Genomic DNA, 24,796 nt, shown 5'->3' on the forward strand with positions numbered 1-24,796 from the left:
GCCGGGTGGTGGGGCCGCCGGGCCGCAGCGCGTCGCCGGTGACCGTTCGGTTCCGGCTCCGGTCCGCTCTCGATCCAACGCCGTCGAGGAACCGGCGACAGAAGAAGCCGTCGTAAAGGAACCGGCGACAGATCAGGCTCTGTCGATCCAGCGGTCGGCGGCGCGCAGCCGGCGTTCGAGGTCGCGGATGGTGGCCTGGTTGATCGAGCGGATCCCGGCCTCGCGGTTGAGCTGCCCGTTGACGACCTCGGGGGCGAGGCCGGTGAGGTGGGTGAGCATGCGCACGCGGTCGGTGTTGGCCTGGCGCAGTTCGCGTTTGCGCTGGGTGCGGCTGACCGTGAGCGTGGTCCCGTCGGCGCTGCCATGGTCGCCGACCCGCGGCGGTGGGGGTGCGAGCTCGATCTCCAGCGCCAGGTCCTCGTGGGCCGGGTCGTGGACGAGGTCCTCGGGGTGGTGGTCGTCGAAGATCGACGACGGGTCGTGGTCGACGACGGCGGTGGCGGAGATCGCGGCGAACAGCGACAGCTGGTCCTCGCCGTCGGGCGGCAGCTGGTCGAGCAGCTCGACGGGGTCCTGGTCGCCCTCGTCCTCGCGCCGCTTGAGGCTGTGGGTGCGCTGGTCGGCGATCTGGGCCGCGAAGGTCCGCAGCCGGAAGTCGTCCGGGATGAACATGAAGGCCTTCTGCCGGCGCAGGTTGCCGGACCAGCGCACGAGCCGGCCGACGGCCTGGCGGAAGAACAGCTCGGTGACCGTGTTGGTCGCGTAGACGCCAACGCGCAGGCGCGGGACGTCGACGCCTTCGGACACCATGCGGACCGCGACGATCCACGGGTCGCGGCTGGCGGCGAACTCGGCGATCCGTTCGCTGGCCTGGGGGTCGTCGGAGGTGGCCACGACCGCCTCGACGCCCTGCTTGGCCTTGAGCAGCTTCTGGATCGCGCGGGCGTGGTCGACGTCCATGGCGATGACGAGCCCGCCGGCGTCCGGGTGGGTCTCGCGCAGGCGCAGCAGCTGCGTGTGCGCCTGCTCGAGGACGGTGGGCAGCCACTCGCCGTCGGGGGACAGCGCGGTGCGCAGCCGCTGCGAGGCGAGGGTGCGGTCGAGCCGGTCGTCGAAGGTGGCGGACACGATCGTGCCGTCGGGCGTGGACCACTCCATGTGCCCGTTGATGCGCGGGAAGAACACGGGCCGGACGACGCCGCCGTCCTTGAGGGCCTCGCCGTAGCCGTAGACGTAGTCGGCGACGGCTTCCTCGAAGTCGTAGTCGACGAACGGGATCGGGTTCTGGTCGCTGCGGAAGGGGGTGCCGGACAGCGACAGGCGCCGGGCGGCGAGCTCGAACGCCTCGAACACGCCGTCGCCCCAGGCGCGTTCGGTGCCGGCGTGGTGGATCTCGTCGAGGATGACGAAGGCGTCGTCGGACGGACCGCGCAACGGTCGTGGCTGGGCGGCGACCTGCTGGTAGGTCACGACGACGCCGTGCATGTCGTGCGGGAACGGGTCGGACGAGGCCCACTCCGGCTCGAGGTGGACGCCGAAGTTGGACGCGGCCTCGGCCCACTGGTGCTTGAGGTGCTGTGTGGGCGCGACGACGACCAGCCGCCGGTGCGGGTGGCCGGCGAGGTCGCGGACCCCGGCGGTCAGCGCGAAGGTCGTCTTCCCGGCGCCCGGCGTCGCGACGGCGAGGAAGTCGCGCCGCGTCGTCTTCTCGAACCGGTCCAGCGCCTCCTTCTGCCAGCGGCGGAGTCGCAGGGATCGGCGCACGGCGGGACCTTCGGGATGGTGCGGGCAGGGGTTTCGGGCGGCCGCGGATGATGCCATGCGGGCCCGACACCGACGAACGACCTCGCGCCGGTGCACGGCGGCTTGACGAGGCGGCCGACCGCCGTTCGAGCCGGGCCGGTCAGGCGCCGGGCGGGTCCTCTGCCCGGGCGTCGAGGATCTGGGCGTGGGCGCGCAGCGACTGGCCGATCGCGTCCTGCAGGGCCCGCGCGACGAACGGGCGGACGACCTCGATGGCGATCGGGCGGAGGCGCTGCAGCGAGGCGAGCACGTCGTGCGGGTCACGGGCGTCGGACCGGCCCTCGACCAGGGGCAGTAGCAGCTGCTGGTCGACGAGGTCGAGGAAGCGGCGGGCGATGGTGGCAGCGTCCCCGCGCAATTGTTCGACGAGGTCGAGCACGACCGCGAGCGGGATGCCGCTGCGGGTCAGCTCGGATCCGGCCTCGAGCAGCAGCGGCGAGGGCACCGTGGCCATCTCGCCGTCGGCATCGAACTCCACCAGGCCGAGGTCGGCGGCGCGGACGAGCAGCGCCGGGTCCTCGGCGGCCTCGGGGAACCGCTGGCGCAGTTCGTCGAGGTGCAGGCGCTGGGGCTGCTCGTCGGTCAGCGGGGCGGTGAGCAGGTGCTCGAAGCCGAGCAGGTCGCCCAGGTCCCCGCCGGTCGCCCACGTGTCCAGCGTGTGCCGGATGGCCGCCAGGCTAAACCCGCGCGCCTGGAGGTCGTCGATCAGCCGCAGGCGGTGTAGGTGCTCGTCGCCGTAGTAGCCCGTGCGGCCCTTCAACTGCGGCGGCGGCAGCAACCCCCGCGCCTGGTAGGCGCGGATGGTGCGGGACGTCGTGCCCGCTCGGGCGGCGAGTTCGTCGATCCGGTACATGGCGCGACCGTAGCCGGTCGGCCTCGATCGATCGTCGGGTTGCGAGCCACGCAACGATGTGACATCGTTCGGTGTCGTATAGGAGGTGGCCGAATGGAGCCGACCAGCTCGAGCGCCGCACTGCGCGGCCTGTGGCAGGACTTCGCCCAGTTCGGCGGGGACTGGTGGTACGTGGCCGCTGTCGTGGCCGCGGGTGTGGTGGCGTTCGTGTGGCTCGCCGCCGTCGGCGCTCGGGTCGCCGCACCCACCGACGCGCCGGCGGCCACCCGCGCGGGCCGGGCTCTGGACCGGTTCGGGGCCGGCGCCGCCCACCTCACCGGACTGCCCACGTGGTCGGCCGCCGGCCTGCTCGTGCTGCTCGGTGCTCTGCTGGTCGCCTACGCCGGCTTCGTGTGGGACGTCGCCTGGCACATCGACCTCGGCCGCGACGAGTTCCTGCTGAGCCCGCCCCACGTCTACCTGCTGCTCGGGCTCACCGGTCTGGGTGCCGCCGGGGTGGTGTCCACCGCCCTGGCCACCCGTGCCGGCGCGGACGTCGGCTGGCGCGTGCGCCGCTGGACGGTGCCGCTGGGCGCCGCCGGCCTGCTGGTCGGCGGTGCGCTCGCGATCGCCGGCTACTGGATCGACGAGTTCTGGCACGCGGTCTACGGCCTGGACGTCACGATGTGGAGCCCACCGCACCTGACGATGATCTCCTCGGCGGTGTTCTCGCCGCTGGCCGGGTGGCTGCTGCTGACCGAGGCCGGCCGCGGCGCCGGCCGCCCGTGGGTGCACCGCCACGGCCGGGCCGTGCTGGCCGGCGCCTCGCTGATCGCGCTGTCGGCGTGGCAGCTGGAGTTCGACCTGGGCGTGCCGTTCTGGCAGCAGGGCTACCAGCCGGTGCTGCTGGCACTCGCGGCCGGGTTCGGGCTGACCGCGGCCCGGGTCGTGCTGGGCCCGGGCGGCGCCCTGTTGACCGTCGCCCACTTCGTCGTCCTCCGCGTGCTGGGTGCCGCGATGGCGGCCGGCGCGTGGGGGCTGTCCGCGCCGCGTTTCCCGCTGTACCTCGGCGCGGCCGTGGCGATCGAGATCGCGTTCCGGCTCGCTCGCGGCCGGGGACCGCTGGCCACGTCGTTGGCCGCCGGGGTGGGCGTCGCCACCCTCGGACTCGCCGAACTGTGGGTCTGGGCGCAGCTGGTCGCCCACCACCCGTGGCAGCCCGGCCTGCTGCCGTTCCTGGGCGTCGCCGCGGCGGCCGGCGTTGCCGCGGCGGTGCTCGGGGGCGCCTACGGCCGGGTCGTGACGCATCGCCCCGCCGGCCTGCCGCGCGCCGGCGTGGTCGCCGCCCTGGCCGTGGTGGCGGTCGCGGTCGCCGTGCCGTTCCCGCGCATCACCCCCGACGTGGACGTGCGCATCCTCACCGCGCCCGCCGGCGAGGGGCGCGTCGACGTGGTCGTCGAGGTCGACCCGCCGGACGCCGCGGTCGGCGCCGACCGCTGGGAGGTGTTCGCCTGGCAGGGCGGGGGACGCCAGCTGCTGCCGTTGCAGCCGGTCGCACCCGGCCGCTACGTCGCCCCCGAGCCGGTCCAGGTCGGCGGCAGCTGGAAGGCGATGGTGCGCCTGGCCGACGGGGCCGCGCTCGGGGCCGCACCGATCGCGCTGCCGGCCGACCCGGAGTACGGCCAGCCCGCCATCGAGCTGCAGGCCGTCCGCGAACAGCCGATGCAGTTCCAGGACGAGCTGATGCTGCGCGAGCAGCAGGACGGTCCGCTCTGGCCGGGCATCGTCGGGGGCATGCTGATCGCGGGCATGATCCTCGGCCTGCTCGGTGCCGTGGGCGGTGGCGTCGTCGCGGCGGATCGTCGGCGGCCGGCGGTGGCGCCGCCCGACCACGCGCCCGAGGCTGCGCCGACCGGCGACCGCGGGGCCGCCGACCACGGGACGGCCGACCACGGGACCGCCGACCACGGGACGGCCGACCACGGGACCGCCGCCCCGATCGGCGTGGAGCGCCAGCGATGACGACCACCCACCACCACGACGTCGTCGTCATCGGGGCCGGTTTCAGCGGCCTGGGCGCCGCGGTCCAGCTCCTGCGCAACGGGTTCGACGACCTGGTCGTGCTCGACCGCGGCGACGACGTCGGCGGCACGTGGCGCGACAACACCTACCCCGGCGCCGCCTGCGACGTCCCGAGCCACGTCTACTCGTTCTCCTTCGCCCCCAACCCGGACTGGTCGCGCAGCTTCTCGCCCCAGGCCGAGATCCACGCCTACCTGCGCAAGATCGCCCTGGAATGGGGTGTGCTTCCCCGGCTGCGGCTGCGCCGCACCGTGACCGAGGCCCGCTGGGACCCGACCACCGCCCGGTGGCACGTCACCACCGACGGCGGCGAGGCCTACGTCGCCCGGGTCCTGGTCGCCGCCGCGGGGCCGCTGTCGGAACCCTCGATACCGCCGATCCCCGGTGTGAACGCCTTCCCGGGCCGCGTGTTCCACTCCGCGCGCTGGGACCACGACCACGACCTGACCGGACGGCGCGTGGCCGTGGTCGGCACCGGCGCCTCCGCGATCCAGTTCACACCCCACGTCGCCCGCCGGGCCACACGCACGACCGTCTTCCAGCGCACGCCGGCGTGGATCGTGCCGCGGGCCGACCGTGACCTGACGGCGGCGGAGCGGTGGCTGTTCCGCAACGTGCCGTTGATCCAGCGGCTGGCCCGCGCCGGCGACTACTGGCTGCGCGAGAGCTACGTGCTGGGCCTGGCGCTGGACCCGCGCCTGCTGGCCGTCGCGGAGCGCGCCGCCCTGCGGCACCTGCACACCCAGGTCCCGGATCCGGCGCTGCGCACGAAACTGAGGCCCGACTATCGGCTGGGCTGCAAGCGCGTGCTGATCAGCAACGACTTCTACCCGACCCTCGCACGGCCCGACGTCGACCTCGTCGCGTCCGGCCTGGCCGAGGTGCGCGGCAGCACCGTCGTCGCAGCCGACGGCACCCGGGTCGAGGTGGACACCATCGTCTTCGGCACCGGCTTCGAGGTGACCCGCCCACCGATCGCCCGGCGCATCCACGCCGGCGACGGGCGCAGCCTCGCCGACGCCTGGGCCGGTGGGATGCGCGCCTACCTCGGCACCCAGGTGGCAGGCTTCCCCAACCTGTTCCTGCTGGTCGGCCCCAACACCGGGCTGGGCCACAACTCGATCGTGTTCATGGCCGAGGCCCAGATCCGCTACCTCGTCGCCGCCATGCACACCATGGCCGAGTCCGCCGTCCCCGCCGTCGACGTGCGCCCCGACGTCGAGGCCGCGTGGGACGAACAGGTCCAGCAGCGCCTGGCCGGCACGGTGTGGACGACCGGCGGCTGCGCGAGCTGGTACCTCGACGCCTCCGGCCGCAACTCCACGCTGTGGCCGCGCTTCACCTGGCAGTTCCGCCGCCGCACCGGGCGGTTCGATCTCGCCGAGCAGCGCGTGGTCAGGCCGACGCCCGCTCCGGCGACGCTTCCTCGGCCGGCGGCACCGCCCGTTCCCGCACCAGCCTCGTGAACTCGTGGTGCCGCTCCAGCGGCGCCTGGTGACCGGCCCCCTCCAGCTCGACCAGCTGCGCGTTCGGCAGGGCGGCGACCAGCCGGCGCGAGTGCACCGGCGGCGTCAGCCGGTCCGCGGTGCCCATCACGACGGTCGTGGGGATCGCCAGCTTCGTGACCCCGCGGGTGAGGTCGAGCGAGCTCATCATCACGCCGATCGCCGAGCGGACGTCGGCGGGCGTGTCGAGGAACAGCTGCTCCGTCAGCGCGATCGCGGAGGGGGGCGCGTCCTGACCGTGGGCGAAGTGGGCGGTGACGCGGTAGCCGACCGGGTTCGGCCCCGGCGGCAGCGGCAGCCGCGAGGTCATCGCCCGGGCGCCGACCGTGTCGGCCAGCAGCTTGGCGACCCCGAGCTCGGCGAAGAACGTCGAGTGCAGCTGGTCCACGCCGGTTTGCGCCAGGATCGCCGCGTGCGCCCGGTCCTCCAGCCGGCCGTCACGGGCGTTGGCCCACGCCACGATGCTCATCGCCCCCATGGAGTGGCCGACCAGCAGCGCCGTGCGGCCGGCCGGCACGCACGTGCGCAGCACCGCCTCGAGGTCGTCCGCGAGCGCGTCGGCCGAGTAGTCACCGTCGGTCGGGCGGCCGCTGGCGGCGTGCCCGCGCTGGTCGTAGGCGATCACGCGGTGGTCGACGGCCAGGTCCCGCAACTGGTGGATCCAGAACCGGACCCCCATCCCCCAACCGTGGGCGAACACGACGACCGGCCCGTCGACGGGGCCGGCCTCCCACACCGCCAGCCGCGTCCCGTCGGCCGAGACGACCGTGCGGCCGATCCCGGGCAGGGGCGCGTCGAGGATGTCGTGCTCCGGGTCGTCGAGGAGTCGCCGGCGGTCCCGCCGGCGGGTGAGCTCCCAGGTGGCGACGGCGCCGGCGAGGCTGGCCAGGCCGGTCGCCGCACCGGCCCACTTCGTGCGCCGCGTCACCATCGGTTGGCTCTCCTCGCATCGGACAACGGTCCAGCGTATCCGTCACCGATCGGTGTCACGAAGCCCGGCTGCAGGCCACCGCAGTGGTGCGCAGCCGGCGGCCCATGTGGTCGAGCCTGCGCCGCACGGTCGAGCCGCTGCCGCAGCGGTGCAACCTCGGCTCGACCGTGGGTCATGTCGTCGACTTCGGGCGCACCTTCGAGGGTGCACCGTTTCCGTGGAAGCGCTTCCGCGGGAGCAGCCCAGCCGCTCACCACTACCGACTCAGCGCCGGTCTGGCCAGCCGGAGATTCGTCCCGCTGGTGCTCACGGCGTCGCCGCGAGGAACGCGGCGAGCACGACGACGCCGTAGGCACCGGCGAGCACCCAGGCCGGGCCGCCCCAGCGCGCGGTGACCGGCGCGTCCTGCCGCTCGACGGCGGTGGCGCGCTCCTGCATCGCGGCGATGACCGCCCCGAGCGACGCGGCGCCGTCGATCCGGGTCGCCGACGCCGCCTCGAGCTCCGGGAGCTCGACGATCTCACCGGCGCCCCAGGCCAACGACAGCCGGGCGCCGTCGCGTCTGACCCCGTGGAGCGCGGCCCACTCGATCGAACGGGACCGCCACGCGGTGCGCACCTCGAGCGCATCCGTCGTGAGCCGCAGCCGCGTGCGCATCCGGTGGATGCCGGACGACAGCGTCTCGAGCCCCCCCGAGCGCGGCGATCGCGAGGCCGAGCCGGCCCCCGCCCAGCAGCACGAGGACGGCGGGGACCCCGACGAACGCGCCGACGACCAGCCCCAGTCCCTGCAGACGTGTCCGGCGCGCGACGTGGACGGTGAGCGGCAGCCTCGGCAGCGCCTCCCATGCCGCCGGGGTGACGGGGACGCCCGGCAGGCCGCTGTCCACCGTCCCGCTCGCGCGGGCGTCCTCGCCGACCGGCGCCGCCGTGCCCGGCGCCGACTTCCGCCGCCATCGGCGGCGGACGGCACCCGGCAGGGTGTCCGTGCAGGCCCGCAACGGTCCGGCGGGCACCAACGTCCCGGCCGGCGTGACGAGGGCGACCCAGCCACCGTCGTGGAACGCCCCGAGCAGGGTCGCGCGCTCCGGGGCGGAGGCGTCCGCTCGTCCGTCCTCGCCGCGCCAGGCCCGGGCGAAGGCGGCCTCCTCCTCGACATCGTCCTCGGGATCGTCGCCCTCGACGAACCCCACGGGCGCGGCCAGCGGTGATCCGTCGGGGAGGAGGCCTGCGACGGGCAGCCGTGCCACGGGCGCCGACGTGATCGGGTCCGCGTCGACCCCGAACACGAGGGCATCGCCCACCTCGTCGGGCACGAGCAGAACGTCGACCGCAGGGAGCGGGCCGAACCAGAGCGAGGAAACCGCCCACCGGCGTCGCCACTCCTGCGCCCCGCACAGCCCAGCGAACAGGAGCGCCACTGCCGCGGCGCCCAGCCAGAGGGTTCGATCGTGCGGCTCGGCGACGAGCTCGACCCAACCCTCGTCGGTCGGGTCGACCCGCACCGGGGCGCGTACCCCGACCGGGTAGTCGTCGGGATCCCACACCTCGAGCACGACCTGACGGGAGGCGCCGAGCGCGGTGGGCACGGCGAAGGTGACGTCCCACTCGTCGACCGCCACGACGTCGGCAGCGACGGCGACCGCGCGGCTGCGGTGCTGCGCATCGGCGCGGTCGAGGTGGAGATAGCACCCGGCCAGCACCGTGGCGCACAGCAGCGCGAGCGCGGTGGCGCCGACACGCAGGAGGTGCCAGTCACGGCGGGGGTCGTGCAGCGCACCGCTCGGGTCGACCGGCACGGCGGGCAGCGGCCGGAGCGCGTCCGCGGCGACGGCGCCGACCAACTGCTGCTGCGCGGCGCGGGCTCGCCAGAACCGCACAGCGACGACCACGGACGCGAGCGCGTGGACGGCGAAGGCGGCGCGCACCGCGAGTTGGTCGTCACCGACGACTGCCCACATCGCGAGTGCCCCGCCCCAGACGCACCCGAGGCGGGGCAGCCACCAGAGCAGGACCGGCGTCGCGAGGATCGGGACGAACAGGACCGTCCCCAGCGGGTCGGGCCAGCACGGCTCCGATGCGGTGCAGACCGTGTCGTCGGACGCCACCCCGACCACCACGGCGACGGCCCAGAGCGCGGTGAGCGCGAGTCGCGGCACCCAGCTGGGCACGGCGAGACGCCGCCATGCCGCCGCCTGCTCCGCTGTCAACGCCCCCACCCGCGTGCCTGTCCGAGCGGTCCGCTCACGCCCCCGTGGACGCGTCGACGACCGAGGCGGGAGGATGCCGGCTCGGCGGCCCGCCACCCGGCGGACGGGCGCTCGCGCCCGCCCTGCGCACGTGTGCTCCGGCTGCTGGGCAGGCCGACGCGATGCGCCCATTGCTCGTCACGGTGGACACGCTGACGCGGGGCGGCTGCGTGGCCCATACTTCGCCGTGGGCACGACGCGAAGCGATGATCCGTCGGCACCGGCCGGCTCCGGCTCCGGTTCGCTGCTGCGGGCCATCCGGGCAAGGCCGGAGGACGTCGTCGACGTCTTCGTCTACGTCGTGGTCCTCAACCTCGCGATCGAGTACCTCCCCGCGGTGATCAGCGAAGGCTTCACGCTCTCGTTGCTCACCGCGGTCCTGCTCAAGCTCGCCCTCGAGCTGGTCGTCATCGTCAAGGGAAGGGCCGTCGCGCGGTTCCGCGGCGCAATGACCGTCCGCGCGAAGGTCGTCGCTGCGCTGCTGCTGTGGCTGGCCGCCGCGGGCAGCAAGCTCGTGGTGCTCGAGCTGGTGGACCTCGTGTTCGGCGACGCGGTCAGCCTGGGCGGTTTCTGGTCGGTCACCCTGCTCGTGGTCGCCCTGCTGCTGTCGCGCGCGGCGGTCCGTCGCCTGCTGTCGGACGGGCACGACGAGGCCGCCGCGTCCGCCCCGACCGACCCGCATCCGGCACCGTGACGGGTGCGAGAGCGCGCGCACCGATGAGTTCGGCCGAGCCGGGTCGTCAGCCTCGCGAAGGACGACCGGACGAGCAGGAGCGAGCCCGATGCGCATCGTGGTCAACGAGTTCATGAGCCTGGACGGGGTCGTGCAGGCGCCAGGAGGGCCGCAGGAGGACACCGACGGCGGCTTCGCGCACGGCGGCTGGTCGCACCCGTTCTTCGACGAGACCGTCATGGGCGCCGCCATCGACGACGGCATGTCGCGCAACGAGGCGCTGCTGTTCGGGCGCCGGACCTGGCAGACGATGGCCGCGGCCTGGCCAGAGCGCAGCGACGACCGGTTCGCCGAGCGGATGAACAGCATCCGCAAGTACGTCGTGACCTCCACCCTGGGCGACGACGACCTGACGTGGGCGAACACGACCCGCATCCCGGGTGACGAGGCAGTGGCCCGCATCCGCAAGCTGCGCGAGACCGAAGGTGGCGACCTGGCGGTCCTCGGCAGCCCCACGCTCGTGCGCACGCTGCTGAGCGAGGACCTCGTCGACGAACTCGCACTCATGATCGAGCCGGTGATCCTCGGGGGTGGCAAGCGCATCTTCCCCGAGGACGGCGCCATGCGGACCTTCGAGCTGGTGTCGGCCGTGACCGCCGGCACCGGCGTGCAGATCTGCACCTACCGGCCCGCCCGCCGCGCCTGACGCGATCGGCCGCGGGGCGCCGCGGGCGCCGCGGTTCAGCCGCCGAGGTCGCGCAGGTCGTCGGGGACGTCGACGGCGTGCTGGCGCAGCACCTCCAGCGGGACGAGCTGCAGGGTCCGCTCGCTGGTGGCGGACAGCACCACGGGCGCGGCGGCGCCGTCCTGGTGTGCCCGCAGCCAGTTGATCGCCGTGACGCACCACCGGTCGCCCGGTGAGAGGCCGGGGAAGCGGAACTCCGGTCGCGGCGTCGTCAGGTCGTTGCCGATCGACTGCTGATGAGCCAGGAACTCGGCCGTCATCACCGCGCAGATGGTGTGGCGGCCGACGTCGTCGGGGCCGCTGCGGCACGAGCCGTCGCGGAACCAGCCGGTCAGCGGCTCGACGCTGCATCCCTGCAGGTCGCCGCCCAGGACGTTGCGCTCGCTCATGCCGGCCAGGCTAGCTGCGCGACTGCCGTCGCCGTCGCGAGGCGCCGACGGTTCCACCCGATGTGGCCATCACGGTGGCCGCCCGGCCACATTTGTTCTAGTGTAGAACGAATCCGGCGGGCCGAGGTGGCACGTCGGGTCCGACCGAGCGGGAGATCGGGCGGCCCCCCGCCGACGAGCGCCGGGGGTGGGAACTCACCGGGAGCACGAGGGAGAGCAACGTGAAGTTCGCCAGACGCCGACTCCTGGTCGGCACGACCGTCGCCGCACTCGCACTCGGGATCATGCCCGGCGCGACGGCCGTCGAGGACACCGATCCGTTCAAGGTGCTCGTGGTCGGCAAGACCACGGGCTTCCGACACGCCAGCATCGTCCCCGCCACCACCGCGATCATGGCCATGGGCGACGCCCATGGCTTCGAGGTGGACGTCTGGGACCCGCCGAGCACCGGTGTCCCGGGCGGCAACTCGCCCGGCCAGCCGGACCGGACCCTGCCCAGCACGCCGTTCACCAGCGCCGCGGACCTGGCCCAGTACGAAACGCTGGTGTTCGTGTCCACGGTCGACGGCACGAACAGCCTGAATCCGGCACGGCCGACCCTCCTCGACGCGGACGAGCTCGCCGCGCTGCAGGGCTACGTCCGCGCCGGCGGGGGCTTCGCCGGCGTCCACGCCGCGACCGACTCCATGCACACCGTCCCCTGGTACGGCGAGCTGACGGGCGGGGGCGCGCGGTTCCGCAGCCACCCGGCCAACCAGCTCGCGGACAAGGTCGTCGAGAGCCCGGCGCACCCCTCGACGCAGATGCTGCCGCCCGTCTGGCACCGCTACGACGAGTGGTACAACTTCTTCGTCAGCCCGCGCCCGTCGGTCCACGTCCTGCTGAACCTCGACGAGTCGACCTACGGCGCCGGCTCGGGGGCCATGGGTGAGGACCACCCGATCGCCTGGTGCCACAACTTCGAGGGTGGCCGCTCCTGGTACACGGCGGGTGGCCACACCAACGAGTCGTTCGTCACCGACGTGCTGTTCCTCGAGCACCTGCTGCAGGGCATCCTGTGGTCGGCCGGCCGTGTCGACGGCGGCGGCGACTGCGTGACCTTCTTCGAGGTGCGCAACCTGCTCGCCGACCTCGAGGCCGCCGAGTTCGACGCACCCGCCGAGCGCGCCCGGCAGGCGGCGGCGGTCCGCAACGTCACCAGCCACGTCGACCGGGGCGAGGCCTTGGCCGAGGATGGCGACCGCGACGGCGCGATGCGGGAGCTTCGGACCGCCTCGACCCTGGCGCGGGCGCTGGGCCCGGACGCGGCCGCCGGCGCCGTGCTGTCCGGCAAGCTCCTCGACCTCGTGGCCTGGCAACAGGGCCTCGCGGACGCGGGGATGTGACGACCGCGTGGCGGCCGGGGGTGGACCCCCGGCCGTCGCGTTCGCTCGCGTGGTGGCCCGCTCCGTGACACCGACGTCCGGACCGGGCCGCCGGACGAAGATCGGGACCCGCGATGCCCAGCTCGACCACCAGCCGCCGTCGCCACGTCCCCGCCGCCTCGGCGCGGCGGTCGCCCCTGCTCGTGTTCGCGGCCGGGGTCCTGCTCGGCGGGCTCGTCGTGGGCCTGCTCGGCGGCGCCGCCAGCCGCCCCGACACGCCGGAACCCAACTCGATGGAGGAGATCGCGGCGGCGCTGGCCGACGAGTACGACGCCGAACAGCGCCGGCTCGCCGAGGCACTCACCGACGAGACCCGGCACGTCCACGCCGACCTGATGACGCTGCTGGGCGATCTGGACGCCGTCCTGCCGGTGCACGACCCCGCCACGGGCCGACCGGCCGACGCCGAGGCCGTCGCGACCTGGCGGGCCAGGACGCAGGACGCCGTCGACCACCTGGCCCCGTTCGGGCACGGCTCGCCGGCCTTCAACGGCACCCACGGCTCGCTGCTCGGAGCGGTGCGGCAGCTGGATGCCGCCGTCGTCACCTACGCGGAGGCCGTCGCGACCGACGGGCCCGCCGCCGACCGGCTCGTCGCGCTGGCCGCCGAGCAACGCGACAACGCGGTCGAGCTGTGGGCCGTCGCCGCGGAGCAACTCGACGAGCTCAACATCGACGCCGGGCTCGGGCACGTCCACCTGTTCCTGCCCGCCGACGGTGATCCGGTGTCGGTGCCGCTGGAGTTCCACGACCACTGACGCGCACGTTCAGGCCGCGCCGATCGCATCGACCACGTCGTCCAGCGCGGCCAGCGAGTGGCCGGAGACGAACACGTCGACGAACGGCAACGCGGCGGCCATCCCGGACACCAGCGGTTCGTAGCGCGGGCTGGCGGAGCGCGGGTTGACCCACACCACGCGGAACGCGAGCCGGTGCAGCCGCCGCATCTGCTCGGCCAGCAGCGCGGCGTCGCCGTGCTCCCAGCCGTCGCTGACGATCACCACCAGCGCCCCGCGGGCCATGCCGCGGCGGCCGTGGTCGTCGAGGAAGCGGCGCAGCGCCTCGCCGATCCGTGTCCCACCCGACCAGTCGGGCGCGGCCCGGCCCGCCTGCCGCAACGCCAGGTCGGGGCTGGTGGTCCGCAGCGCTTTCGTCACCCGGGTCAGCCGGGTCCCGAACACGAACGCCTCGGCGCGGCAGGCCCGCACGGCCGCGTGGAGCAGTTGCAGGTAGACGCGCGCGTAGGGCTCCATCGACCCGGAGATGTCGCACAGCAGCACGAGCCGGCGCGGCCGGGTCCGGGTCGCCCGTCGGGCGAGGTGGTGCGGGTCGCCGCCGGTGCGCCGCGCCCGTGCCAGCGTCGTGCGCAGGTCGATCCGGTCACCGCGTGCGGACAGCACCCTTCGACGGGAGGGCCGAGGCGGCGGTGCCAGGGTCAGCTGCGCGACCAGCCGGTGCACGGCGGCCACCTCGACGTCGGTGAGGGTGGCGAAGTCCTGGCCGCGCAGGCGCTCGCGGCCGCTGACGGTGACCATCGGCGCCTCGCGAAGCGGGTCCGGCGCCCCGGTGGTGCCGGGTGCCGTGGCCGCCGACGGCAGGCTCGCTTCACCCGCGGGCGTGCCGGTGCGTCCGCTCGGCCGCGGCGCGCCGGGCCGCACGTGTGCCGGAGCCGGGGCGGCGGCATCACCGCGGAAGTCGGCCGGGTCGACCAGCCCGCCCACGAGTTGCGCGAACACGCGATCGAAGACCGCCACCTGGTCGTGCCCGCTCAACAGCGTCACCCGCGCCGTCCAGTACAGCTCCTCGTCCGTGGCCGGCAGCGCGTGCTGGAGGGCGGCGGCGAACCGGCCGCTGCGCTCGGGCGTGACCGGCAGCCCGGCGGCGTGCAGCAGGGCACCGAAGCGGCCGGCCACCTCGGCGACGGAGATGCGCTCGGCGAGGCTCGGGCCGGTCGGGTCGTCCGTCATCCGCCGACCCAGCCGGCCCCGCGGTCGAGCGCGTACTCGACGTCCTCGCGGTACTTGAGCACCGACCCGAGCGTCTGGGCGACGGCGACCTCGTCCAACTCGGTCACGCCCAGCAGCTCGAGGACCCGGGTCCAGTCGATCGCCTCGGCGATGCCTGGCGGCTTCTGCAGGTCGAGGCTGCGCAGCCGCTGGACCGCCGCGGCGACCTGCGCAGCCAGCGGCTGGTGGCTCTCCGGCACGCGGCGGCGGATGATCTCCACGGCCCGGTCCAGGTCGGGGTAGTCGATCCAGTGGTACAGGCACCGGCGCTTGAGCGCGTCGTGCAGGTCGCGGGTGCGGTTGGAGGTGAGCAGCACGATCGGTCGCTGCAGCGCCCGGACCGTGCCGAGCTCGGGGATCGTGACGCTGGCCTCGGCCAGCAGTTCCAGCAGGAAGGCCTCGAACTCGTCGTCGGCGCGGTCGACCTCGTCCAGCAGCAGCACGGCCGGGTGAGGGCCGGGGTGTTCGATGGCCTGCAGCAGCGGGCGGGCGACGAGGTAGTCGGGGCCGAACAGCGACGTCTCCGTCAGGGTGCGCCCCTCCGCCTCGGCCAGCCGGATCGCCAGCAACTGGCGGGGGTAGTTCCACTCGTAGAGGGCCTCGGACGCGTCGATGCCCTCGTAGCACTGCAGCCGCAGCAGCGGCGTGTCCAGGGCCGCGGCCAGGGCCTTGGCCGCCTCGGTCTTGCCGACGCCGGCCTCGCCCTCCAGCAGCAGCGGTTGGGCCAGGCGGGTGGCGCAGAACAGCGCCGTCGCCAGCCCCTGGTCGGCGAGGTAGCCCTGCCGGTCGAGCCGGTGCGAGAGCTCCGCGACCGACTCGACCAGCGGGGGTGGTCCGTTCACGTGGCTCACGCGCCGAACGCGGCCGGGTCGGCGGCGAAGGCCCGCTGGCAGCCGCTGCCGCAGAACCACCACGTGCGGCCGTCGACCTCCAGGTGCAGCGAGGCCTCCACCATCGGCACCGACATGCCGCACACCGGGTCGGTCGCGGTGGCGTCCTGCACCATCGGCAGCGGGGACGGGCCGGGGGTCTGCGGACGTGGCCGCCGGGCGATCAGCTCGGCGAGGATCGACAGGGCGACCTCGCCGGGCGTGTGCGCCCCGATGTCCAGGCCGGCCGGCGTGCGGACCTTCGCCCGCAGCTCGTCGGGGACGTCGAGGGAGGCCACCACGGCGCTGCCCCGGCGCGGGCTGGCGACCAGCCCCACGTAGGGCACGCCGGCCCGCAGCGCCGCGCTCAGCACGGCCTCCTCGTCGCGGCCGTGCGAGGCCACGACCACCGCACTGGTGTCCTCGGGAAGCGTGCCGTCGTGCGGGCGCAGGTCGTAGCCGAGCCGCTCGCCCAGCTCGACCAGCGCCTGCGCGATCGGGGCGCTGCCGGCGACCACCACCAGCGGGGCCGGCACCTCGGGCTCCAGGAAGATCTCCAGCGTCCCGCCCGACAGGCACGGGTTGTGGACGACCACCTTGCCCGGCTGGTCCGCCTCGGCGTCGGGGGTGATGCGCAGCAGGGCGGACTCGCCGGAGCGCAACGCGGCCAACGACCGCTCGCGGACCGTCGACTCCGCGCACTCACCGCCGACGAAACCTTCGATCGTGCCGTCGCCGAGCACGATGGCCTCGTCGCCGGGCTTGGCGGAGGTGGGGCGCTCGGCGAGCACGACGCGGGCGTGCACGAACGGGATCCGTGACGTGCGCAGCTGCGCCGAACGCTGGTCCAGGGCGAGGTCCATGGTCACTCGACGATCGCGAGGTCGGTGCGCAGCGGCCGGCCCTGGGCCGCCCGCCACACGACCGCGGGCGTCAGCGGCATGTCCGCGTGCCGGATCCGCAGGGCGTCGCACACGGCGTTGACCACCGCCGCCGGCGAGCCGACCGTCGCCGACTCCCCGACACCCTTCAGACCCTGGGGATGGTGCGGCGAGGGCGTCACGGTCTGTCCCAGCTCCCAGGACGGGCACTCCATCGACGTGGGCAGCAGGTAGTCCATGAACGAGCCACCGAGGTTGTTGCCGTCCTCGTCGAAGGCGATGACCTCCATCAGCGCCATGCCGATGCCGTCGGCGAGGCCGCCGTGGATCTGGCCCTCCACGATCATCGGGTTGATGCGGGGGCCGCAGTCGTCCACGGCGACGAACCGGCGGACCTTGACCACGCCGGTGCCCGCGTCGACGTCGACCACGCAGATGTAGGCCCCGAACGGGTAGGTCAGGTTCGGCGGGTCGTACACCGCGGTGGCGTCGAGGTGGCCCTCCACGCCCTCGGGCAGCTCGAGGTTGGAGTGGGCGGCCATCGCCAGTTCCTGGATGGTCTTGCCCTGGTCGGGATCGCCCCTCACGAACCAGCGGCCCTGCTCCCATTCGAGGTCGTCCGCCGAGCACTCCAGGGCGGCGGCTGCGATCAGGCGGGCCTTGTCCTTGACGCGCCGGGCGACCACCGCCGCGGCCGCGCCGGACACCGGCGTGGAGCGCGACCCGTAGGTGCCCAGCCCGAACGGCGTGTTGTCGGTGTCGCCGTGGAGCACCTCGATGTCCTCGGGCGGGATGCCGAGCTCCTCGGCCACGATCTGCGCGAACGTGGTCTCGTGCCCCTGGCCCTGGGACTGCACCGACAGCCGCAGCTGCGCCTTGCCGGTCGGGTGGACCCGCAGCTCGCAGCCGTCGGCCATGCCCAGGCCGAGGATGTCCATGTGCTTGCGCGGTCCGGCGCCGACCCCCTCGGTGAAGAAGGAGATGCCGATCCCCATCAGCTCCTGGGACTCGCCGGCCTCGTAGGCGCGCCGCTTGGCGGCCTGCTCGGCGCGTAGCTGGTCGTAGCCGGCGATCCGCATCGCCTCGTGCATGGCACGCGGGTAGTCGCCGGAGTCGTACTCCCAGCCGGTCGGGGTGGTGTAGGGGAACTGCTCGGGTCGCAGGAAGTTCTTCAGCCGCAGCTCGGCCGGGTCCATCCCGAGCTCGTCGGCGAGGCAGTCGATCATGCGCTCGACGAGGTAGACCGCCTCGGTGATCCGGAACGAGCAGGCGTAGGCGACGCCGCCCGGCGCCTTGTTGGTGTAGACCGCCTTCACGTTGCAGTGCGCGGCCGGGTAGTCGTACGAGCCGGTGAAGATGTGGAAGAACCCGGCCGGGTACTTGGTGGGCTGGGCGACGCCGTTGAAGGCGCCGTGGTCGGCCAGCACGTCGACCTGCAGCCCCAGGATCCTGCCCTCGCGCGTCGCGGCGATGGACCCGGTCATGTGGTAGTCGCGGGCGAACGACGTCGACATCAGGTTCTCGGAGCGGTCCTCCATCCACTTGACCGGCTTGCCGGTGACGATGGAGCCGACGATCGAGCACACGTAGCCGGGGTAGATGCCGACCTTGTTGCCGAACCCGCCGCCGATGTCGGGCGAGATGACCTGGATCTTGTGCTCCGGCAGCCCCGCGACCAGCGCGTACAGCGTCCGGTGCGCGTGCGGGGCCTGGGTGGTGGTCCAGATCACGAGCTTGCCGGTGATCGGGTCCATGTGCGCCACGGACCCGCACGTCTCCATCGGGGCGGGATGCACCCGCGGGTACAGCATGTGCTGGGTCACGACCACCTCGGCGTTCGCGAACGCCTCGTCGGTCCTGGCCTTGTCGCCGGCCTCCCAGTCGTAGATGTGGTTGTCGGTGCGGCCCTCGAGGTCGTCGCGGATCACCGGGGCGTCGGGCGCCAGGGCCTGCTTGGCGTCGGCGACGACGGGCAACGGCTCGTAGTCGACGTCGATCAGCTGCAGGGCGTCGCGGGCGCTGTAGCGGTCCTCGGCGACGACGAAGGCGACCTCCTGGCCCTGGAAGCGCACCTTGTCGGTGGCCAGCACCGCCTGGGTGTCGTTGGACAGCGTCGGCATCCACGCCAGGCCCAGCCCGGCGAGGGTCTCACCGGTGATGACGGCCCTCACCTTCGGGTGGGCCTCGGCCGCGCTGGTGTCGATCGAACGGATGCGGGCGTGCGCGAACGGGCTGCGCAGGATGGCGCCGTGCAACATGCCCGGCAGCGTCACGTCGTCGACGTAGTTGCCGTGGCCGCGGAGGAAGCGCACGTCCTCCTTGCGCAGCATGCGGCCGAAGCCGATCGGGTTGCCCGCGTCGCTGTGCCGGCGGTGCTCGGGGGCCGGCGCCGGCGTGTCGGTGGTGGTCATGCCGTGACCTCCGGTTCGCTCGTGGCCGGGTGCTCGGCGGCCCAGCGGACGGCCCGCACGATGTTCTCGTAGCCGGTGCAACGGCAGAGGTTGCCGCTGATGGCCTCACGGATCGTGGCGTCGTCGGGGTCCGGGTCGCGCTCCAGCAGCCACTTGGCGGTCATCATCATCCCCGGGGTGCAGAACCCGCACTGCAGGCCGTGCTCCTCCATGAACCCCTGCTGGACCGGGTCGAGGTGGCCGTCGCGGGCGAGGTCCTCGACGGTGCGGACCTGCCTGCCCTCGCACATGACCGCCAGCGTCGTGCAGCTCTTCACGGCCTCACCGTCGACCCACAGCGTGCAGGCGCCGCAGTTGGAGGTGTCACACGCCCAGTGGGTGCCGGTCAGGCCGAGTTCGTCGCGGACGAAGTGGACGAGCAGCATGCGCGGCTCGATGTCGCGGGTGACCTCGTCGCCGTTGACCGTCATCGTCACCTGCATCACACGCCCCTCCCGTCGTTCCAGGTCGGGGGCTCCTGCCCACGGGCGTGGGCGACGGCCCGCGTCAGTGCCCGCATCGTCAGCTCCCGCGCCAGGTGGCGCTTGTAGTCCTCGGGTCCACGCTGGTCGGCGGTCGGGTTGACGTGGTCGTGGACCAGTTGCGCGGCTCGCGCGAGGGTGTCCCGGTCCGCGGGCGCGCCGCGCAGGGCGTGCTCGGCCTGGGCGCACGTGAAGTGCTCGGCGCCGACCGCGGCCAGTCCGAGCCCGACGTCGGCGATCGTGTCGCCGTCGAGGCGCACGAACGCGCCGGCGGCGGCCACGGCCCAGTCACCGGCACGGCGCTCGACCTTCTCGTACGCGCTGCCGGCACCCGGCCGGATCGGGACGCGCACGTCGGTGAGGATCTCCGCGTCGCCGACCGCGGTCATGTACGGGCCTTCGTGGAACGCGCGGAGCGGGACGATCCGCGAGCCGTCCGAGGAACGGATCACCACCTCGGCGCGCAGGGCCGAGCAGACGGCCGAGAGGTCCTCGGCCGGGTCGGCCTGGCACAGCGAACCGCCGAGCGTGCCGCGGTTGCGGACCAGCGGGTCGGCGATGACGCGTTCGGCGTCGGCGAAGATCCGGTAGTGCTCGGCGAGCAGCGCGGATTCCAGCAGTTGGCGATGGCGTACGAGCGCGCCGATGACGAGGTGGTCGCCCTCGACCCGGATCTGGTCCAGGCCGGGGATGCCGTTGATGTCGATCAGGGTCTCGGGCGCGGCGAGCCGTAGCTTCATCATCGGCAGCAGGCTGTGGCCGCCGGCGATCAGCCGGGCGTCCTCACCATGTCGTTCGAGGAGCGCGATCGCCTCCTCGATGCTGCCGGCCCGTTCGTAGGCGAACGTCTCCGGTACCTGCATCCTGCGGTGGCCTCCCGGTCCGTCGACGTCACGAACCGTGGGAGACACGGTGTCCACCGGCCCCGTCGCTGCGGCCGTGGCGCGCCAGGTCGCCCACGCCTCGCCGTCGAATCCGTGCGGTCCGCCCGCTGGTCCGGTGCGGCGCGGGCCGCTGCCTTCCTCCCGCCCCGAGTGTGCCCCAGCCGTTTGCGGCAGCAACCGGATCCGTGAGGGTGGGGACACATCGGACGCCGGTGCGCGCGTGGCACACGACGGCCAGGGTCTTCCGGCCGTCCAGCCTGGACACGCCCGCACCTCCAGCGGTGCTGGGCTGCCTCGTCGGCGTCCACGACAGGAACAGCTCCGTGCTCACCCTGCTGCTCGCGACGGTCGGGCTGCTCGCGTTGGCGATCGCCGCCGGCTCACGGTGGCTACGGGAGACGCCGGTGACGCCGCCGCTCCTCGCGCTCGGCCTGGGTGTGCTGTTGGGTCCGACCGTCTTCGGCCTCGCCGAGCTGCGGCCGGGCGAGACGCACCACGTCCTCAACGTCGCGGCCGAGCTGCTGCTCGCCGTCGGGCTCATGGCGGTCGCGCTGCGCTTCCCGGCGGGTCGGCTGCGCGCGCACGTCCGGCCGCTGCTCTGGCTGCTGCTGGTGGTGCTGCCGCTGATGGCGGCCACCGTCGCGCTCGTGTCGGTCCCGCTGCTCGGACTCGGTCTCGGGACGGCCGTCGCGCTCGGGGCGGCGCTCGCGCCCACCGACCCGGTGCTCTCCTCGGGGGTCGTGACCGGCCCGGCGGCCGAACGTGACGTCCCCGAGCGGCTGCGGCAGGTGCTGTCGTTCGAGTCCGGTCTCAACGACGGGCTCGCCCTGCCGCTCGTGGCCGTGGGGCTCGCGTTCGCGCTCGGACACGACGTGGTGGCAGCGGGCGCCCGTGGCCTGCTGGAGGTCGCGGTCGGCGCTGCGGTGGGGCTGGCGCTGGGGGCGGCGGCGGGCCGCCTGCTGCGTGCTGCGGAGAAGCATGGCGACGTGACGGACCCGGCGCGGCTGCTCTACACGCTGGTCCTGGCGCTGGCGGTACTCGGGATCGCCGACGGACTGGGCGGCAACGGCGTGCTCGCGGTGCTGGTGGCCGGGCTGGCGCACAACCTGCTCGTGTCGGGTGGTGACCGCGCGACGGAGGCCGACCTCGACGAAGGCATGAACACCTTCCTCATCCTGCCGGTCTTCACCCTGCTCGGCATCGCGTTGCCGGTGGACGGATGGCGTGAGCTCGGGTGGGGTGGCGTGGCGTTCGTTGCGGCCGTGCTGTTCCTGCGCCGGTTGCCGTGGGTGTTTCTCGTTGGTGGCGCGCTGGGGACCGGCCGCGGACGACCCGCGGTCTGGCTCGGCTGGTTCGGCCCGATCGGGGTCGCCGCCCTGTTCTACCTGACCCACCTCCACGAGCGCGGGCTCGTCGACGAGGTCGTCTGGGATGCTGGCAGCCTTGCGGTCGTTGCCAGCACGGTGTTCCACAGCCTCACCACCCCGCTCGGCCGGCGGCTGCTCGCCGGGGAGGCACACGCCGACCACGGGCGGTGACGCGGTACGCGGCAGGTCCACACGGTGGGCCGACCGGCCCTCATCCGCGGTCGCCGGACTCCGTTCGCCGTTCGCGCGACGCGGTGGAGGTGACGACGTCGAGGAGGTCGTCGCCGTAGCGCTCGAGCTTCGCCGGCCCGACGCCGGGACACGACGCCAGCTCGCGCAGCGAGCCCGGCTTGCGGCCGGCGATGACCTGCAGGTGACGGTCGTGGAACACGAGGTAGGCCGGGACCCCCTGTTCCGCGGCGACCCGGGTGCGCCAGGCCCGCAGCGCCTCGTAGAGGGCGTCGTCCATCGGCGGCTCGTCGTCGGCGAGCAGGCGGCCGCCCAGACCCTCGAGCCCGCCCGTGGCGCGGCCGGCGCCGACTCGGGTCGTTCGCGGAGCCGGTCCGAGCGCGACCCGACGCCCCTCGATGGTCACCTGCGCGCCGAACGGCAGCCGGAGCACGACCGGCCGGCCCTCGTCGTCGATCTCCACGGCGATGGTCTGCCCGTCCACGGCGACCACCCGCGCGGCCAGCCCGCCGGGCAGCGTGCAGCGCAGCCCCGGTTCGGCGACGACCCCGCCGTCCGGGCGGGACGTCGGCGTGACGTGCTCGGGGACCGCCGGCGGTCGTGTCGACTCCGTGGCGGCTGCCGTGCCCGCCTGCCGCAACTCGCCGACGAAGGCGGACGTGCGTTCCCGGTCGGCGACCACGTCGACCCGCTGGCGGCCGCGGGTGACGGCGACGTGGAAGACCCGCCGCTCCTCCTCGACGTCGTCGGCGAGGCGGTGCGGGAACAGTCCGGCCGAGGCGGCGAACACCACGACGTGGTCCCACTCCATGCCCTTGACGCGGTGCACGGTCGACAACGTCACGCCGTCGGGGTCGGCCGGCACGCGCAGCCGGTCGACCAGCCATTCGCGGAAGGTGGCCGGATCGGTGTGCAGCGCGGCGAGCTGCTCCAGGGCGTCGAGGTCGTCGCCGTGGCTGGAGCCCTCCGGACGGGTCCGCGAGGAGTCCAGCGCCTCCATCGCCTCGCCCAGGCCGATGCGGTTGCGCACGATCCACAGGCAACGGGCGGTGTCGGCGCCGTCGGTGATGGCCGCGGCGAGGTGGTGCAGGTCGCCGAGGTAGCCGGTCCAGCGTTCGCGGTGGTTGGGGTCGAGCGCGTCGGCCAGGGATTCCAGCTGCCGGATGGACCAGCGCGTCGAGCGGCGCAACAGCGGCTGCACCGCCGATTTCACCTTGCGGGCCGGGCGGTTGAGGGTGTCCAGCAGGTCGTCGCGCTGGCAGCGGTCGAGGTCCAGGCCGAGCCGCAGGTAGGCCAGCGCGGTCCGCACGCCGGTCCGGCCGAGCACCGTGGTGTCCAGCGGTGCGGTGTGGGGCACGCCCGCCTCGGTCAGCGCGACCTGCACCGGCAGCAGGGCGCTGTTCACGCGGGCCAGGACCGCGGCCTGGTCCGGGCTGCCGCCGGCGGCCAGCCGGTCGCGCACCAGCGCCACCGCCCGGTCCGCCATCGCCCCGCCCGTGACGCGGTGGATCGACAGGGCGCCGTCGGTCATGCGCCGACCACCGCCTCGTCGCCGGGCTGGCGCACCTGGCCGGCGTCGTGGTCGTCGGCCTGCCCGGCGCGGATCCGTTTCGGGACGCGGTGACGGTTGTGGCCCAGCAACGACACGGCCGCGTCCACCACCGCCGGCGGGCAGCGGTAGTTGACCTCCAGCGCGTGGTGGTGCGCGCCCGGGAACCACCGGTCGAAGTCGACGAGGTAGTCGGGGGTCGCGCCGGCGTAGCTGTAGATGGTCTGGTCGTCGTCCCCGACCGCGAACACCTGCATCGACGGGCCGGCCACCAGCCGCACGAGCAGCAGGAACGCCGGGGTGAGGTCCTGGAACTCGTCGACCAGCAGGTGGGTACCGACCCGCTGGGCGGTGCGACGCAGGTCGGGCCGGGTGAGCAGCAGTTCGAGCGCCCGGTACACCTGCTCGTCGAAGTCCAGCACGCGCCGGTCGGCGAGCAGTTCCCGGTAGCGCGGGAAGAGCTCGGCGAACCCGTCGACGTCGCCGCGCAGGGCCTCCACCTCGGCCGGGTCGCGCAGGGCCAGGCGCACCTCCGCCAGTGCCTCGAGGTAGGGCTGGAACGGGTCCTGGTTGGGAATCTTCGCGACCGTGATCAGCCGCTCGAGCAGCGCCCGCTGGTCTCGTTCATTGATCACGTCGCGACGGACGTCGAGGTTGCAGATCCACAGCGCCAGCGAGTGCAGCGTCCGGATCGACGCGCCGGTGCCCTGGGTGCGGGCGCGCATCTCCGCCGCGGCGCGGGTGTTGTAGGCCACGGCCGTCAGCAGCTCGCGCTCGACGCCTCGGTCGCGCAGCAGGTGGCGCAGCCGCGCGGTCAGGACCCGGGTCTTGCCGGAGCCGGCCGGCGCGATGATCCGGGCTGGACCGGCGCGGTGGGTGACGGCGGCGAGCTGGTCGGGCGCCAGCGTGTCGGTCGGGGCGGCGTCGCCCTGCACGGTCAGCCGGCCGAGCCCGACCGATTCGCGGTGCACCAGCGGCAGGTCGAGCGGCGTCGCCTCGCCGTCCGACGGCGGTGGCTCCAGCAGCGGTCCGCGCGGGCCGCCGTCGACCCAGACGTCGCGGCCGTCGGGCAGGGTGACGTCCGCGACCGTCGACGGGGTGGCGCCGCCGCGTCGCTGCGCGAGCTCGCCGTGCCACCAGATCGGATGTCCCGCCCGCAGGTCGTAGGTGTTGGCCCAGGTCAGGAAGTGCAGCCGCTCACGGTGGAAGGTGAAGTCGGCCGGCAGCTGGTGTGGCGCCAGCCGGGTCACCTCCGGCTCGCGCAGCGCGTCGTTGTCGGTGGCCAGTTCCAGCACGAAGCGGCGGCGCTCCAGCCACCGGTGGTGCAGGACCGCGGCGAGCGCCGCGGGTGCGGCTGCCACCTCGTCGTCGACGACGAAGCGGCGCACGCCCTGGAAGCCGTGGGGCGTCGGCGCCTGCGCGGGAACGACGACCCCGCGGCCCAGGACCTCGGGGCCGGGATAGGAGGCGGCTGGCGTAGCGGCCAC

At 74.0% G+C, this 24,796-nt stretch carries 21 protein-coding genes; 7 read left to right on the forward strand and 14 right to left on the reverse strand.

The genetic code is table 11. From position 1 onward, the window contains the following. Positions 1-132 precede the first annotated feature (132 nt). On the reverse strand, positions 133-1,764 hold the full coding sequence (locus ACERM0_RS16000; RefSeq protein ID WP_373679615.1) for a DEAD/DEAH box helicase: 1,632 nt from the start codon (positions 1,762-1,764) through the stop codon (positions 133-135). Between the two features lie 139 nt (positions 1,765-1,903). After that, the gene (locus ACERM0_RS16005; RefSeq protein WP_373679616.1) at positions 1,904-2,656 is read right to left on the reverse strand and encodes a MerR family transcriptional regulator; all 753 of its coding nucleotides are present in this window, start codon (positions 2,654-2,656) and stop codon (positions 1,904-1,906) included. 93 nt (positions 2,657-2,749) lie between these two features. Between ACERM0_RS16005 and ACERM0_RS16010 the strand changes: the two genes are divergently transcribed. Both ACERM0_RS16010 and ACERM0_RS16015 read left to right on the forward strand, forming a co-directional pair. Next, on the forward strand, positions 2,750-4,657 hold the full coding sequence (locus ACERM0_RS16010) for a hypothetical protein (protein WP_373679617.1): 1,908 nt from the start codon (positions 2,750-2,752) through the stop codon (positions 4,655-4,657). Continuing rightward, on the forward strand, positions 4,654-6,183 hold the full coding sequence (locus ACERM0_RS16015; protein WP_373679618.1) for a flavin-containing monooxygenase: 1,530 nt from the start codon (positions 4,654-4,656) through the stop codon (positions 6,181-6,183). The genes ACERM0_RS16010 and ACERM0_RS16015 overlap by 4 nt, the downstream gene beginning before the upstream one ends. Here ACERM0_RS16015 and ACERM0_RS16020 read toward each other — a convergent pair. From ACERM0_RS16020 to ACERM0_RS16030, 3 genes are all read right to left on the reverse strand, one after another. Further along, positions 6,113-7,153, reverse strand: a complete 1,041-nt coding sequence (locus tag ACERM0_RS16020; protein WP_373679619.1) for an alpha/beta fold hydrolase — start codon at positions 7,151-7,153, stop codon at positions 6,113-6,115. The two genes, ACERM0_RS16015 and ACERM0_RS16020, sit on opposite strands and share 71 nt — an antisense overlap. A 306-nt stretch (positions 7,154-7,459) precedes the next feature. Beyond that, on the reverse strand, positions 7,460-7,693 hold the full coding sequence (locus ACERM0_RS16025) for a hypothetical protein (RefSeq protein ID WP_373679620.1): 234 nt from the start codon (positions 7,691-7,693) through the stop codon (positions 7,460-7,462). Beyond that, entirely contained in the window at positions 7,674-9,362 is a 1,689-nt protein-coding gene (locus tag ACERM0_RS16030) for a hypothetical protein (RefSeq protein ID WP_373679621.1), read from the reverse strand. Before ACERM0_RS16030 ends, ACERM0_RS16025 begins: the two co-directional genes overlap by 20 nt. Positions 9,363-9,588: 226 nt before the next feature. Between ACERM0_RS16030 and ACERM0_RS16035 the strand changes: the two genes are divergently transcribed. Continuing rightward, positions 9,589-10,095 carry a hypothetical protein gene (locus tag ACERM0_RS16035; RefSeq protein WP_373679622.1) on the forward strand — a complete coding sequence of 169 codons (507 nt, stop codon included), beginning with the start codon at positions 9,589-9,591 and terminating at the stop codon, positions 10,093-10,095. Positions 10,096-10,183: 88 nt separating this feature from the next. Beyond that, positions 10,184-10,780 carry a dihydrofolate reductase family protein gene (locus tag ACERM0_RS16040; protein WP_373679623.1) on the forward strand — a complete coding sequence of 199 codons (597 nt, stop codon included), beginning with the start codon at positions 10,184-10,186 and terminating at the stop codon, positions 10,778-10,780. A 35-nt stretch (positions 10,781-10,815) separates the two neighbouring features. Here the strand turns inward: ACERM0_RS16040 and ACERM0_RS16045 are convergent, their stop codons facing one another. Further along, the gene (locus ACERM0_RS16045; protein WP_373679624.1) at positions 10,816-11,208 is read right to left on the reverse strand and encodes a DUF2237 family protein; all 393 of its coding nucleotides are present in this window, start codon (positions 11,206-11,208) and stop codon (positions 10,816-10,818) included. A gap of 221 nt (positions 11,209-11,429) precedes the next feature. On the opposite strand from ACERM0_RS16045, the gene ACERM0_RS16050 reads away from it, so the two are divergent. Together ACERM0_RS16050 and ACERM0_RS16055 are read left to right on the forward strand one after the other, a co-directional pair. Beyond that, complete coding sequence (locus ACERM0_RS16050) at positions 11,430-12,593, forward strand: ThuA domain-containing protein (RefSeq protein WP_373679625.1); 1,164 nt, start codon at positions 11,430-11,432, stop codon at positions 12,591-12,593. Between the two features lie 113 nt (positions 12,594-12,706). Then, positions 12,707-13,390, forward strand: coding sequence for a hypothetical protein (locus tag ACERM0_RS16055; protein ID WP_373679626.1), 684 nt, complete (start codon positions 12,707-12,709; stop codon positions 13,388-13,390). 9 nt (positions 13,391-13,399) lie between these two features. Here ACERM0_RS16055 and ACERM0_RS16060 read toward each other — a convergent pair whose 3' ends face one another. From ACERM0_RS16060 to ACERM0_RS16085, 6 genes are read right to left on the reverse strand one after another with little or no spacing between them, the layout of a single operon-like run. After that, positions 13,400-14,599, reverse strand: coding sequence for a VWA domain-containing protein (locus tag ACERM0_RS16060; RefSeq protein ID WP_373679627.1), 1,200 nt, complete (start codon positions 14,597-14,599; stop codon positions 13,400-13,402). Continuing rightward, positions 14,596-15,480: an AAA family ATPase gene (locus ACERM0_RS16065; RefSeq protein ID WP_373679628.1), complete on the reverse strand. Its 885-nt coding sequence runs from the start codon at positions 15,478-15,480 to the stop codon at positions 14,596-14,598. Before ACERM0_RS16065 ends, ACERM0_RS16060 begins: the two co-directional genes overlap by 4 nt. 5 nt (positions 15,481-15,485) lie before the next feature. Beyond that, positions 15,486-16,370: an XdhC family protein gene (locus ACERM0_RS16070; protein WP_373679629.1), complete on the reverse strand. Its 885-nt coding sequence runs from the start codon at positions 16,368-16,370 to the stop codon at positions 15,486-15,488. Between the two features lie 2 nt (positions 16,371-16,372). Then, positions 16,373-18,799, reverse strand: coding sequence for an aerobic carbon-monoxide dehydrogenase large subunit (locus ACERM0_RS16075; RefSeq protein ID WP_373679630.1), 2,427 nt, complete (start codon positions 18,797-18,799; stop codon positions 16,373-16,375). Next, positions 18,796-19,281 (reverse strand): (2Fe-2S)-binding protein, encoded by a 486-nt coding sequence (locus tag ACERM0_RS16080; protein WP_373679656.1) that lies wholly within the window; start codon positions 19,279-19,281, stop codon positions 18,796-18,798. The genes ACERM0_RS16075 and ACERM0_RS16080 overlap by 4 nt, the downstream gene beginning before the upstream one ends. Continuing rightward, entirely contained in the window at positions 19,281-20,183 is a 903-nt protein-coding gene (locus ACERM0_RS16085) for a xanthine dehydrogenase family protein subunit M (protein ID WP_373679631.1), read from the reverse strand. Before ACERM0_RS16085 ends, ACERM0_RS16080 begins: the two co-directional genes overlap by 1 nt. Positions 20,184-20,527: 344 nt before the next feature. Between ACERM0_RS16085 and ACERM0_RS16090 the strand changes: the two genes are divergently transcribed. Further along, positions 20,528-21,742, forward strand: coding sequence for a cation:proton antiporter (locus ACERM0_RS16090; RefSeq protein WP_373679632.1), 1,215 nt, complete (start codon positions 20,528-20,530; stop codon positions 21,740-21,742). 40 nt (positions 21,743-21,782) lie between these two features. Here ACERM0_RS16090 and ACERM0_RS16095 read toward each other — a convergent pair whose 3' ends face one another. Both ACERM0_RS16095 and ACERM0_RS16100 read right to left on the reverse strand, forming a co-directional pair. Beyond that, positions 21,783-23,291, reverse strand: a complete 1,509-nt coding sequence (locus ACERM0_RS16095; RefSeq protein WP_373679633.1) for an HRDC domain-containing protein — start codon at positions 23,289-23,291, stop codon at positions 21,783-21,785. Continuing rightward, a complete protein-coding gene (locus tag ACERM0_RS16100; RefSeq protein WP_373679634.1) occupies positions 23,288-24,796 on the reverse strand; it encodes a UvrD-helicase domain-containing protein in 1,509 nt (502 codons plus the stop codon). The genes ACERM0_RS16095 and ACERM0_RS16100 overlap by 4 nt, the downstream gene beginning before the upstream one ends.

It is taken from the genome of Egicoccus sp. AB-alg2, assembly GCF_041821065.1.
Taxonomy (GTDB): domain Bacteria; phylum Actinomycetota; class Nitriliruptoria; order Nitriliruptorales; family Nitriliruptoraceae; genus Egicoccus.